We start from the raw sequence: 13,720 nt of genomic DNA, 5'->3' as shown, positions 1-13,720 counted from the left end.
TTGAAGTATTTATGACAAACATTCAGTCTGAAATTCTCTCAAAAGAAATTCTTATGCTATTAGAGGGAAATTATCCTAGTTTAGAAATTAATTTTGATCTAGAAGATTATAATAAACCCTATCCCTGCGGGCATTCGATTTTAAGAATTGAAGGAACTTTTATTAATTCTGATTCTATTATACAACTCTTAAAATCTAAAGGAATTGAATGTGGTATTTTAGAAGACAAAATATGTAATTAATATGCTTTATCCTTAGTAAGATAAAAACAGTTCTAGGCATAAAAATAATAGAGATAAGTTTTAACAACTCAAAAAACAAAGCACTCCAACGGAAGTGTAAGAAAGTTAAACCTTGATTATCGAATAAATCATACAACTTATTTTAAAACTTTTAAAGTTGTACTTTTTTTCCGTTGCAACAACTAACGGGCAACCAACAATTATTTCTATATTTGAACAAATACCTAAAACTTATAGCATGCAAAAAATATTATCCTTTCTTTTTATTGGATTAGTATTTACATTTTCTACGTATTCACAGAAGCCAAAAACCTATTCTTCTGCTGATATTTATCAAGCAGTACAAAAGCTTAATTTCCTTGGAACAGCGCTCTATATTGCCGCACACCCCGATGATGAAAACACGCGGTTAATTTCTTATCTTTCTAATGAAGTAAAGGCAAGAACTGGCTATTTATCGCTTACAAGAGGAGATGGAGGGCAGAATTTAATAGGAGCAGAATTACGAGAACTTTTAGGAGTTTTAAGAACTCAAGAGCTTCTAGCGGCTAGACGTGTGGACGGTGGCGAGCAATTTTTCTCGCGTGCTAACGACTTTGGGTTTTCGAAACATCCAGATGAAACCTTAGAGATTTGGAATAAAGACGAGGTACTTTCTGATGTTGTTTGGGTTATTAGAAACTTTAAACCCGATGTAATTATCAACCGTTTTGACCATAGAAGTCCGGGTACAACACACGGTCACCATACTTCTTCGGCCATGTTAAGCGTTGAAGCATTTGACCTTGTGAATGATAAAAATAGCTATCCAGAACAATTAAAATATACAGACCTTTGGCAGCCAGAACGTATGTTTTTTAATACTTCTTGGTGGTTCTATGGAAGTCAGGAAAAATTTGAAGAGGCCAATAAATCAAAAATGCTAAGTGTAGATATTGGCACCTACTACCCTACACTTGGGCAAAGTAATAACGAGATTGCTTCCATTGCTCGTAGCCAACATTTAAGTCAGGGATTTGGTGGGATTTCTGCCCGTGGTTCTGAAAAAGAATATATTGAACTGTTAAAAGGAAGTTTTCCAAGAAACAATACTATTTTTGATGGTATTAATACTACTTGGGGGCGTGTAGAAGGCGGAGAAGCTATTGCCGAAATATTATTAGATATAGAAGCTAATTTCAATTTTAAAAATCCATCAGAACATCTTGCAGATTTAGCAAAAGCCTATCAATTAATTTCTAATTTAAAAGATGATTATTGGCGGGAAATTAAATTAGAAGAGATTAAAAAAATTATAGAAGCCTGTAGCGGCTTATTTATAGAAGCAACAACTGCACAAGCTTCTGCTGTACCTGGAGAAAACATCAGTATTAACGCTTCAATTATTAATAGATCGTCCTCCAATATAACGCTTAAAAACATAAGTATCTCTCCTAGTGATGTTGTACAAATTATCAGTAAAAAATTAGAAAACAATAAATTTATAACTACCAATCAAAAAATTACTATTCCTGAAAATAGTGAATACACAGCACCCTATTGGTTAAAAGAAGAAGGTACATTAGGAATGTACAAAGCGCCGCAATTACTAAGAGGAAAACCAGAAACTCCTAGATTAGTTAAAGCTACATTCACCATAAATATCGAAGGAGTTAGTATTCCTTTTGAAAAAAATATCGTTTATAAATTTTCAAAGCCTGATAAAGGTGAAATTTATCAACCCTTTGAAATTCTTCCTAGGGTTTCCACTTCTGTAGCTAATAAAGTAATTATTTTTTCTGATGAAAAATCTAAGGACATTCCAGTAACCATTACTTCTGGAGCAGATAATATTTCAGGAAACATACATTTAAAATACAATAGCGGATGGAATGTGAGTCCTCAACAAATAGATTTTTCCATTGCTAAAAAGGGTGATACAAAAACAGTTATTTTTACAGTAACCCCTCCAGCAGATGAAAATCAGGAAACTATTACACCTATCATAAAAATAGATGGAAAAGAATATACTCAGGAACTAGTAACCATAGCTTACGACCATATTCCTACGCAATCGGTTTTACTTCCTGCTAGTTTTAAAGTGGTGCGTTTAAACATAAAGAAAACAGGAGAAAACATTGCTTATGTTGCTGGTGCTGGAGATGAAGTACCAGAAAGTTTACGTCAAATAGGATATACTGTAACTGTAATACAGCCAGAAAATATTAGTAGTGGATACTTAAAAAATTTCGATGCAGTAGTAATGGGGATTAGAGCATATAATATTCATGAATCTCTTAAATTTAAACAACATATTCTTTTAAATTATGTAAAGGAAGGTGGCAATTTAATTGTTCAATATAATACTGCCGGGAGAAACGGACTTGGAATGGATAATCTGGCACCCTATTTGTTGCAATTATCTCGAGACCGTGTAACCGATGAAAATGCTGAAGTTACTTTTAACGCACCAAACAATCCGTTATTAAATACTCCCAACAAAATATCTCAAAACGATTTTACTGGTTGGGTACAAGAACGAGGATTATATTTCCCTGACAAATGGGGAGAGGAATTTACCTCAATTTTTTCGATGCACGACAAAGGGGAAAGTAAAAAAGACGGTAGCTTATTGGTTGCTCCATATGGAAAAGGATATTATATTTACTCAGGATTGAGTTTCTTTAGAGAACTCCCTGCTGGTGTTCCAGGGGCTTATAAAATATTTGCCAATATGCTTTCTATTGGAAAAGAAGAAAGTACAAATTTAAACCCAATAAAAGGATAGTCATGCTTAGTAAGTTTGTTTGGAAAAGAGAGTATTCTATTGTATTGATTATGAATGCGATTTACATTTTTGTTTTTTATCTAATTATGATTTCAAACAAATAGTACTATGGAATTAATCGATTGGATAGTACTAACGGGTACCCTACTATTTATTGTAGGGTACGGTTATTTAAAAACCAAAGGAAGTCAAAACGTATCCGACTATATTTTAGGTGGTAATGAGGCAAAATGGTATACCGTTGGCCTTTCTGTAATGGCAACACAGGCTAGTGCTATTACTTTCTTGTCTACTCCTGGACAAGCTTTTCATGACGGAATGGGGTTTGTGCAATTCTACTTTGGACTTCCACTGGCCATGATAATTATCTGTGTGGTCTTCGTCCCTATTTATCATAAATTAAAAGTCTATACTGCCTATGAATTCCTAGAAAATAGATTCGATTTAAAAACACGTTCCTTAGCTGCCATTCTCTTTTTAATACAACGTGGATTGGCTGCAGGAATTACCATATATGCGCCTTCTATAATATTATCTGCGGTTTTAGGCTGGGAAACAAAAACTCTAAATATTGTTATTGGGATTTTGGTAATAATATATACTGTTTCTGGTGGGACAAAAGCGGTAAGTGTTACGCAAAAGCAGCAAATGTTTGTTATAATGACAGGAATGTTTACGGCTTTTTATTTAGTAATGAGTTACCTCCCAGAAGATATAACCTTTAGTAAGGCTATGAAAATAGCGGGTGCTAACGACAAACTTAACATCCTTGATTTCTCTTTAAACCCTAAAAGTCGTTATACATTTTGGAGTGGAATTACGGGAGGCCTCTTTTTAGCCCTCGCCTATTTCGGAACCGACCAAAGTCAGGTACAACGCTATTTATCGGGGAAGTCAGTTAGAGAAAGTCAGTTAGGACTTATTTTTAACGGTCTGTTTAAAGTACCGATGCAATTTTTTATACTGTTAGTTGGAGTTATGGTTTTTGTGTATTACCAATACAATCATTCTCCTTTAAATTTTAATCCTGCTGCAGTAGAAGCGGTACAACAATCGGAATATGCCGATCAATATCAGCAATTAGAAAAGCAACATTTGGCGCTCGAAAAAGATAAAAAAATGGCTCAAGAGCGATTTTCCGCAGTTTTAGATGTTAAAGATTACGAATTAATTGTAGCTGCTAAAAAGCAAATTCAAGATATCAATAAAAAAGAAATAAAAAGTCGCCAAGACGCTAAAGCTCTTATTCAAAAAGTAGATGAAGATTTAGAAACCAACGATAAAGATTATGTTTTTATACATTTTATACTGAATAAAATTCCAACAGGACTTATGGGGTTATTGTTAGCTGTAATATTTTCGGCTGCCATGTCTTCTACAGCATCCGAATTAAATGCTTTAGGAACCATTACTACCATTGACCTTTTTAGAAGAAGACAAAAGAAAGAACACGATGAAAAATACTATTTAAATGCTACTCGTTGGTTTACATTTGGATGGGGGATTATAGCCATTTTGTTCGCTAATTTTGCTTCGCTTTTAGATAATTTAATCCAATTAGTAAATATTATCGGTTCTATTTTCTACGGAAATGTACTCGGAATATTTTTAATAGCATTTTTTATAAAATTTATTCGTGGAAATGCCGTTTTTATAAGCGCCATTGTCACACAAATAGCCATCATCCTTATTTACTATTTTGCCATTCATCGATATGATGCAGGAGATGAAAAACTAGGATATTTATGGCTAAACTTTATTGGTTGTGCCATGGTCATTATTATTGCTATAATCTTAGAAATTTTAAACAGAACAACCAATGCTATCAAGAAATAAAAAAATAAAATGGGGAATTCTAGCCCCTGGTCGTATTGCTACTAAATTTGCTCAAGACTTACTAACGGTTAAGGATACAGAATTATATGCTGTTGCATCTAGAACACTAGAAAAGGCTGAAGAGTTTAAAGAAACCTATGGCGCTAAAGTAGCCTATGGAAATTATATGGATTTAATTACAGATCCTAACGTTGATGCCATTTACATTGCCACACCTCATACTTTTCATAAAGCATATTCCATTGATTGTTTACTGAATAAAAAAGCGGTACTCTGTGAAAAGCCCTTGGCTTTAAATAGTGCCGATGTAGATGTGATGCTGCAAACGGCAAAGCAAGAAGGTGTTTTGTTAATGGAAGCGTTATGGACTGCTTTTTTACCTCATTACCAAGATGTTCTTAATTTTTTAGAGGAAGGGAATTATGGAAAAGTAGTATCTATTGATGCTGATTTTGGGTTTTATCGTGAATTTGATGCCTCTACTCGATTATTCGACAAACAATTAGGTGGCGGAAGTTTATTAGATATTGGAATCTATCCTATTTTTTGCGCAATGTCTATTCTAGGCAAGCCAGATGACATCCAAGCAAATGGCACCTTTTTTGAAACAGGAGCAGACTCTTCTTGTAACATGATTTTTTCTTATAAAAATGGAGCTGTTGCTAGGCTTTCTTCAACATTAAAAGAAGAAACTCCCACAGAAGCTACCATAAAATGTGAAAAAGGAACTATAAAATTACATACGCAATTTCACAGACCTACTTCTGTAACTTTTACTGATGCAGATGGAAAACAGACAACCAAGGATTACGATGTAAATACATTAGGATATAATTTTGAAATAGCTCATTTTAACGAACTTTTACGCAGTGGAAAAACAGAAAGTCCTATTATGACTCATAAGTTTAGTCATCAACTCATGGAAATTATGGATAAAGTAAAAGAAGAAATTGGCTTGAGTTACTGCTATTAAATTGTAAGTAAAAGAAAAAGCAACTACCTAGAGACAAACATAGGTATATTCAAATCTAAATAATGAATTTAGTTAAAGCTGCTATTAACGACAATAAGTTACTCACAGAAATAACTATTGCTTCCAAATCTCATTGGGGCTATTCTGAAGTTGAAATAAAAAAATGGATTCCAGAGCTTACTATCACTTCGGAGTATCTACAAAAGAATTATGTATACAAACTTATAGCTTCTGATAAGCTTGTTGGCTTTTTTGCTTTTATTATACGAAGTAAGGACACTATTGAATTAGATTTCTTTTTTGTTTCTCAAAAACATATTGGAAGTGGTTATGGTGCAGTATTAATGAATCATTTTTTAGCAAAAGTAAAAGAACTAAAATATCACAAAGTATTTTTAATTGCCGACCCAAATGCTGAAAAATTTTACGCCAAATTTGGTTTTAAAGTAACCAATTATAAAAAGAGTAATATTATAGGAAGATTACTACCTGTAATGGAAAAAACATTTGAATAGGAAACTAAAATTTTCTAATCAACTACCTCGAAGCAAGCCTACGAGATATTCAAAGAAAAATAATTTAATCCATTTAGACGTAGAGCCCTTGGGTAAACTCAAGACAGGCTCTAGGAATAAAACCCTTAATGAGGGATTCAAATGTCTTTTTAGGCTTGCTTATTAAGCATTATTATGTTCAATGGTTTTATAAGATGCAATAATATCTTTTACCAAACGGTGGCGAATTACATCTTTATCATCTAAGTATAAAATTCCAATTCCTTGCACGTCTTTTAACACCAAAATAGCTTCTTTAAGTCCCGAAGTAATTCTACGAGGTAAATCTATTTGTCCTGGGTCTCCAGTAATAATAAACTTAGCATTTTTCCCCATTCTGGTAAGAAACATTTTCATTTGTGCATGACTCGTATTCTGTGCTTCATCTAAAATAACAAAAGCATTATCCAATGTACGTCCACGCATAAAAGCCATCGGAGCAATTTGTATTACTCCTGTTTCTATATAATTAGCAAGTTTTTCAGCAGGAATCATATCTCGTAATGCATCATAAAGAGGCTGCATATATGGATCCAATTTTTCTTTTAAATCTCCTGGCAAAAACCCAAGACTCTCCCCTGCTTCTACAGCTGGGCGTGTTAATATAATTCGGCGTACTTGCTTTTCTTTTAATGCTTTTACAGCCAGCGCAACCCCTGTATATGTTTTTCCAGTTCCAGCAGGACCTATAGCAAAAACCATATCATTTTTACGCATCAACTCAACTAAGCGTTGCTGGTTGGCTGTTTGCGCTTTTATAAGTCTTCCGTTAGCACCATGCAATAAAATTTCGCCATGGATTTTAGCATCTATTTCTTCTTGCCCACCTTCACTAGTTAGAATTCGCTCAATGGTATTTTCATCTAGCTTATTATACTTACCAAAATGCGTGACCAACATATCTAGTCGCTTATCAAATTCCTCTAACAATTCTTCATCGCCATAGGCCTTTATTTTATTTCCGCGAGCTACTAATTTCAGCTTCGGATAATACTTCTTTAATAAGTCAATGTTAACATTGTTTGGTCCAAAAAAGTCTTTTGGATTAATTTCTGTGAGTTCGATGATAAGTTCGTTCAAAAGCCAATTTTTAAGTGAGTATTCATCTAAAAGTATTCGTATAAAAAATACGTATAAAAATGGAAAATCTATTACTTTTTAGTAGGTTTGTGCTAAACATTTATCCAAACCTAAGTTTGTTACCATTTCTAACAAACTTAAGCAAAAAAACACTTTCTTAAATTAAAAAAATATCAACATTTCAATAAATGGCTATAATAACTTTAACTACAGATTTTGGTGTGCGAGACCACTTTGTAGGCGCTATAAAGGGATTTATACTCAGTGAAATAGAAGGTGCTACCATTGTTGATATCTCACATTTAGTAAGTCCTTTTAACATCGTGGAGGCTTCTTATATCTTAAAAAATGCCTACAAAACATTTCCAGAAGGAACTATACATATTATTGGGGTAGATTCTGAATTAACTCCAATAAACAAACATGTAGCTGTAAAAATAGATGGACATTATTTTATTGGTGCAGACAACGGAATCCTTTCTTTTTTAGCTAAGGAAATAAACCCTGAAAAGATGGTCGAAATTAATATTCACGACCGTATTGAGAGTGTGTTCCCCGTTTTAGATGTTTTTGTAAAGGTTGCAGGACATATTTCAAGAGGTGGTACTTTGGAAGTAATTGGAAAATCGATAGGTGAATTGAAAATGTTGAAAGGTTTATCGCCAATTATTAACAATGAAGAAAACCAGATTACGGGAACTGTAATTTATGTTGACAATTACGGAAATATAATTACCAATATTTCAAAGCAAACTTTTGAACGCTATAAAAGGGGACGTAATTTTGAACTATGGGCAAGGAATCATAAATTCACAAATATTTATTTTAAATACAGTGATAGTATTAACTTTGATGCAGAAAACGTAACCAATAAAGATGGTGAGAAATTGGCTATTTTTAATTCAGCAGGACTAATAGAGATTGCCATTTATAGAAGCAACTTAGATACCGTTGGAGGAGCTTCTACGCTTTTAGGCCTTTCTTATAGAGATACGATTACGGTAAATTTTAAGAATTAAGGGAGCGAATTTTGAATTTTGAATTTTGAAAAAAGTATTGAGCATGAAAAACTCACAAAACAATTTAACATTTTAACTAGATCACTCTTAGGTTTTTAACATAAAAAGCTTTCAACCAAAAAATATAAACCATTAACTATCAACTTTCAACCTTTAACTTTTTAACTATAAACTATAAACTAACTAAGTGACAGCAATTATAAAAAGAGAAATAAGTAGTTTTTTTTCCTCCCCCATTGCCTATTTGGTTATTGGGTTATTTTTAGTTCTTAACGGCTTATTTTTATGGGTATTTCAAGGGGATTTAAATATTTTTGAAAGCGGATTTGCAGATATGAATCCCTTTTTTCAATTAGCACCTTGGGTTCTTATATTTTTAATTCCGGCGGTAACTATGAAGTGTTTTTCCGAAGAGAAAAAAACAGGAACTTTAGAATTACTACTTACCAGTCCAATTAGCAAAACACAAATTGTTTCAGGGAAGTTTTTAGGGACTTTTTTACTGATTTTTATCGCCTTAATCCCTACATTACTATATGTGTATACCATTTGGCAACTTTCCAATCCAGTAGGAAATATAGATTTAGGAAGTATTATAGGTTCTTATTTTGGACTCCTATTTTTGGTATCTAGCTATACAGCTATTGGTGTTTTTACCTCTTCTCTTACAGACAATCAAATCATAGCTTTTATTGCTGCTGTTTTTCTCTGTTTTATTATGTATTATGGCTTTTCAGGGATTGAAAAGAGCTCATTTATAGAAACTTTCAGCTTAAAATACCATTTTGATAGTATTAGTCGCGGTGTAATAGACGTTCGAGATATTATTTACTTTATAAGTATTACAGTTTTCTTTTTAGTAGTAACCATTTTTAAATTAAAGTAACTTGAAAACTATTAAAAATAACGCTACAAAGATTGCCCTATTAATTCTAATCCTTATTGGAATTAATTTTTTAAGCTCTTTTTTAGTATGGAGGTTCGATCTTACAAAAAATAAAAGATATACACTTTCGGAAGCTTCAAAAAATACTGTAGAAACAGCAAATCAAGTTATTATAATTGATGTTTTACTCTCTGGAAATCTCCCTTCAGAATTTAAACGTTTACAAACCGAAACAAAACAACTACTAGAAGAGTTTACGACTGTAAATAATAAAATTAGAGTCAATTATATAAACCCATTAGATAACAACAATTCAAAGCAACAAAATATACAATCATTACAAGAACTAGGCCTCACCCCTGCTTCTGTAACTGTTGAAGAAGGAAATAGCATGTCTCGAGAAGTAGTTTTTCCTTGGGCTTTGGTAAATATGGGGGAGAAAACCGTTAAAGTTTCGCTATTACAAAATACTTTAGGTTCTAATAGTGAGCAACGAATTAATAATTCGGTACAGCAATTAGAATACGCTTTTGCAGATGCTTTCAAACAGCTTACCATTACCGAAAAAAAGAAAATTGCAATCTTAAAAGGGAATGGAGAAATTCAAGATAAATATTTAATTGATTTTCTAATTAATCTTCGTAATTACTACCAACTAGGAGAATTTAATTTAGATTCCCTTAAAAACAATCCGAAGCAAGTACTAGAAAATCTAAATCGTTTTGACGCTACTATTATTGCTAAACCAACAGAGAGATTTTCTGAAAATGAAAAATATATTTTGGATCAATTCGTAATGAATGGAGGAAAAACCCTTTGGATGGTAGACGAAGTGGTGGCCGATCTAGATAGCCTTCAAAACGAAAATTTTTCATCTTTTGCATATCCCCAAGATTTAAATCTTGACGATATACTGTTCCGATATGGGGTGAGAATTAATAAAACCCTGATCCAGGATTTAATCTCCTCACCCGTTACCGTTACCGACCAAAATGGGGAAATTCCTATCAATTGGTTTTACTCGCCTATGGTTTCACCAACCAATAATCACCCAATAAACAAAGGCGTTAATGTAGTAAAATTAGAATTTGCCAATGGTATTGATACACTTCCAAATGCCATAGATAAAACTATTTTATTACAAAGTTCCCCACAGTCTAAAGAAGTTGGAGTTCCTAGAGCCTATAGCTTAGACGAGTTTGATACACAGCAGGACATTGCTACTTTTAATGACGGAAATAAAACTTTAGGAGTTCTATTGGAAGGAAACTTTACTTCAGCATTTAAAAATAGAATTAAACCATTTAAAATTGACGGAAATAAAGAGAATGTAGGATCTAAAAATAAAATGATTGTTATCTCCGATGGAGATATTGTAAACTACAATTATGTTAATAAAAAGCCATTAATTAATGGTGTTGATAAGTGGACCAAACAGGTTTATGGAAATAAAGATTTCTTAATAAATAGCGTTAATTACCTTTTGGATGAAGATGGACTTATAAACATTCGTTCCAAAGAGATTGCCTTATCATTTTTAAACAAGGAAAAAGTGTATCAACAAAAAACAACGTGGAAGCTTATAAATATTGGACTTCCCATAGTTTTAATAGTTCTTTTTGGCATGTTATTTAATTACTTCAAAAAGAAAAAATACACAGTTTAAATGTTGATAAGTTATTTTCTGTAAAAAAATCAATTAAGATATCTTTGTAAGTGTTAGAAAACTGAGAATTCAATGAAATTTATAGTATCAAGTTCATATTTATTAAAACAACTTCAAGTATTAGGAGGTGTAATCAACAACAGCAACACATTACCAATACTCGATAATTTTTTATTTGAATTAAATCAAAACCAACTTACAGTATCGGCTTCAGATTTGGAAACAACAATGAGTTCGGTGCTAGAAGTAGATTCAGATTCTGAAGGAAGTATTGCTGTACCAGCAAAATTATTGTTGGACACCTTAAAAACCTTTCCAGAGCAACCACTTACTTTTGTGGTTGAGAACAATAATACCATAGAAATAAGCTCCAATCATGGTAAATATGCGTTGGCATATGCGGATGGTGCTGAATTTCCTAATTCTGTAGAGTTAGCAGACGCCAGTTCTACCACCATTTTAGGAGATATTTTAGCAACAGCAATTAGCAAGACTATTTTTGCTTCTGGAAATGATGATTTACGCCCTGTAATGAGCGGAGTATTTTTCCAGTTTTCTCCAGAAAACTTAACATTTGTTGCTACAGACGCTCATAAATTAGTAAAATATCAACGTCATGATGTTACTGCTTCTCAGGTTGCAGAATTTATCATGCCAAAAAAACCTTTAAATCTTTTAAAAGGGATTTTAGCTGGTAGTGAGAGTGATGTTACGATTGATTATAATGAGAGTAATGCTAAATTTACTTTTGATAATATCGAATTAGTTTGTAGACTTATTGACGGTAAATATCCTAATTACGAAGCTGTAATTCCAAAAGAAAACCCAAATAAACTTACTATAGACCGTTCACAATTTTTTGGTTCTGTAAGAAGGGTTTCTATTTTCTCAAACAAAACAACACATCAAATACGTTTAAAAATTGCTGGAGCTGAATTAAATATCTCTGCAGAAGATGTAGATTATAGCAACAAAGCAGAAGAACGTTTAACGTGCGATTACCAAGGAGATGATATGGAAATTGGGTTTAATTCTAGATTTCTAAATGAAATGCTAAATAACTTAACTTCAGATAATGTATCTTTGGAAATGAGTTTACCAAATAGAGCAGGTATTTTAACTCCTATTGATGGTTTAGATGAAGGAGAGCATGTAACAATGCTGGTAATGCCTGTTATGTTGAATAACTAGTAAACAAACACTAACTAATTATATTTAATAAACCCCGTTTAAATTGTGTGTTAATTTATAACGGGGTTTTTATATTTTAAAAAGCTACGATCCTATTTTATAATTTGTAAACTAAAAGGATAGTATACCTCTTCTCCATTATTTACTTTAATTGCATTTACAATAGGGAATACAAAAGCAATAATTCCGACCGCAATTAAGGTTAAAATTCCTAATCCGAAAAAGAAAATCAACGGAATACTTACCAAAGAGTAAATAATAATACTTAATTGAAAATTGATAATAGACTTTCCATGATTGTCCATATTCATTACACTTTCCTTATTACAGAGCCATAAAACTAATGGTACAATAAGTCCGCCAAATCCAGTTATATAATCTAATAACTGACTCAAGTGTGCGGCTACTAATAATTGATTGTCTGTTCGTTGCATTTTAATTATGATTGATGGTTTATATTTAAAAGACGAACAGAAATAAAAAATGTTACAAAATATTACTCAATAATTAAGATTTATTATTTAAACACTCAAAAATGTACACTAACACGGTTTACTCCTTTCCGTATTTTTCTTCACTTACAATACCTTCCTGAGAGTCTTCCTCATTAGAATTTTTCTGGTTTTTAATACTTAATTTATTAGAAAAATCAATTGTTCTAATTGGAAATGGAATAGTAATACCATTTGCATCAAAAGCTTTTTTAATTGCTATAATTGCATCTCCTTTAGCTTTAGCTGTTTGCAATCCGGTGGTAGAATTCATCCAAAATCGGGTTTCAAAATTTATAGAGCTATTATCAAACTCCGTATAAAAAAAGATAACTTCCTCTTTATTCTTAACAGAATCGAATTTTTCTGATATTGTTTTAATCACTAATTCTTGAACAAATTCCAAATCAGAATCATACGCAACACCACATGAAACGGAAATTCTAGTTTTAGAAGTTATTGAATAATTTTTTAGAGGATTTTCAATCACCATTTTATTAGGTATAGAAACCATATTATTATCCTTTTCACGGATAGTTACTGTACGTAAGTCAATATCTACAACTTCCCCTGAATAATCATTACATTCTATCCAATCGCCCATTTTAATATAATCAACAAACGAAAGTACAATCCCAGAAAAAGTATTCGCAATAGTTCCTTGTAGTGCTAAACCAATTGCCAAACCAGCTACCCCTGCTCCCGCTAAAAGCGAAGTAAGCACTTTATTAAGATTAAGTATCCCAAGAGCCAAGAAAAGTCCAGCTAAAATAACGGTAACAGAAATTAATCTAGCAGAAACTTTTTTAACGGTTCCTTGCATTGAAGATTTAGCAAGGAGCCTTAACATTAAAGAGTTTACATAACGTGAGAGAAAAAACGAACCTGCAAATACAATAATTGCTAGTATAACATTAGGAAGGCTCACAACTATTACATCTAGCCATGAGCCTAACTGTTCTATCATTTTATCCCACGCACTTTCTAATCTTTCTTCCATAGAATAACGTGAAAA

12 protein-coding genes are annotated in these 13,720 nt (G+C 32.4%); 9 read left to right on the top strand and 3 right to left on the bottom strand.

The features are described from left to right. The first annotated feature begins 11 nt into the window (after positions 1–11). From JOOMADRAFT_RS18435 to JOOMADRAFT_RS18415, 5 genes are all read left to right on the top strand, one after another. Positions 12–242, top strand: coding sequence for a hypothetical protein (locus tag JOOMADRAFT_RS18435; RefSeq protein WP_245547718.1), 231 nt, complete (start codon positions 12–14; stop codon positions 240–242). Positions 243–480: 238 nt separating this feature from the next. Beyond that, positions 481–3,009 (top strand): PIG-L family deacetylase, encoded by a 2,529-nt coding sequence (locus JOOMADRAFT_RS18430; RefSeq protein ID WP_008616091.1) that lies wholly within the window; start codon positions 481–483, stop codon positions 3,007–3,009. Between the two features lie 108 nt (positions 3,010–3,117). Next, positions 3,118–4,845 (top strand): sodium:solute symporter, encoded by a 1,728-nt coding sequence (locus JOOMADRAFT_RS18425; protein ID WP_008616089.1) that lies wholly within the window; start codon positions 3,118–3,120, stop codon positions 4,843–4,845. After that, on the top strand, positions 4,829–5,818 hold the full coding sequence (locus JOOMADRAFT_RS18420; protein WP_008616088.1) for a Gfo/Idh/MocA family protein: 990 nt from the start codon (positions 4,829–4,831) through the stop codon (positions 5,816–5,818). The genes JOOMADRAFT_RS18425 and JOOMADRAFT_RS18420 overlap by 17 nt, the downstream gene beginning before the upstream one ends. 62 nt (positions 5,819–5,880) lie before the next feature. After that, on the top strand, positions 5,881–6,333 hold the full coding sequence (locus JOOMADRAFT_RS18415) for a GNAT family N-acetyltransferase (RefSeq protein WP_008616087.1): 453 nt from the start codon (positions 5,881–5,883) through the stop codon (positions 6,331–6,333). Between the two features lie 162 nt (positions 6,334–6,495). Here the strand turns inward: JOOMADRAFT_RS18415 and JOOMADRAFT_RS18410 are convergent, their stop codons facing one another. Then, positions 6,496–7,452, bottom strand: coding sequence for a PhoH family protein (locus JOOMADRAFT_RS18410; RefSeq protein WP_008616086.1), 957 nt, complete (start codon positions 7,450–7,452; stop codon positions 6,496–6,498). Between the two features lie 188 nt (positions 7,453–7,640). Between JOOMADRAFT_RS18410 and JOOMADRAFT_RS18405 the strand changes: the two genes are divergently transcribed. The 4 genes from JOOMADRAFT_RS18405 to dnaN all read left to right on the top strand — a co-directional run bounded on the left by JOOMADRAFT_RS18405 (position 7,641) and on the right by dnaN (position 12,214). Then, positions 7,641–8,471 carry an SAM hydrolase/SAM-dependent halogenase family protein gene (locus JOOMADRAFT_RS18405; RefSeq protein WP_008616084.1) on the top strand — a complete coding sequence of 277 codons (831 nt, stop codon included), beginning with the start codon at positions 7,641–7,643 and terminating at the stop codon, positions 8,469–8,471. A gap of 187 nt (positions 8,472–8,658) precedes the next feature. Continuing rightward, positions 8,659–9,357, top strand: a complete 699-nt coding sequence (gldF, locus tag JOOMADRAFT_RS18400; RefSeq protein WP_008616081.1) for a gliding motility-associated ABC transporter permease subunit GldF — start codon at positions 8,659–8,661, stop codon at positions 9,355–9,357. 1 nt (position 9,358) lies between these two features. Beyond that, positions 9,359–11,023 (top strand): gliding motility-associated ABC transporter substrate-binding protein GldG, encoded by a 1,665-nt coding sequence (gldG, locus tag JOOMADRAFT_RS18395; RefSeq protein ID WP_008616079.1) that lies wholly within the window; start codon positions 9,359–9,361, stop codon positions 11,021–11,023. A gap of 72 nt (positions 11,024–11,095) precedes the next feature. After that, on the top strand, positions 11,096–12,214 hold the full coding sequence (dnaN, locus tag JOOMADRAFT_RS18390; RefSeq protein ID WP_008616076.1) for a DNA polymerase III subunit beta: 1,119 nt from the start codon (positions 11,096–11,098) through the stop codon (positions 12,212–12,214). A gap of 92 nt (positions 12,215–12,306) precedes the next feature. Here dnaN and JOOMADRAFT_RS18385 read toward each other — a convergent pair whose 3' ends face one another. Continuing rightward, entirely contained in the window at positions 12,307–12,648 is a 342-nt protein-coding gene (locus tag JOOMADRAFT_RS18385; protein ID WP_008616075.1) for a DUF4870 domain-containing protein, read from the bottom strand. A 118-nt stretch (positions 12,649–12,766) separates the two neighbouring features. Further along, positions 12,767–13,705 (bottom strand): mechanosensitive ion channel family protein, encoded by a 939-nt coding sequence (locus JOOMADRAFT_RS18380; protein WP_008616074.1) that lies wholly within the window; start codon positions 13,703–13,705, stop codon positions 12,767–12,769. Between the last annotated feature and the right edge of the window lie 15 nt (positions 13,706–13,720).

The sequence above is a fragment of the Galbibacter orientalis DSM 19592 genome (assembly GCF_000260115.1).
GTDB classification, from domain to species: Bacteria; Bacteroidota; Bacteroidia; order Flavobacteriales; family Flavobacteriaceae; genus Galbibacter; species Galbibacter orientalis.
The sequence above is the reverse complement of the archived record's forward strand: the minus strand, read 5'-3'. Positions and strand labels throughout refer to the sequence as shown.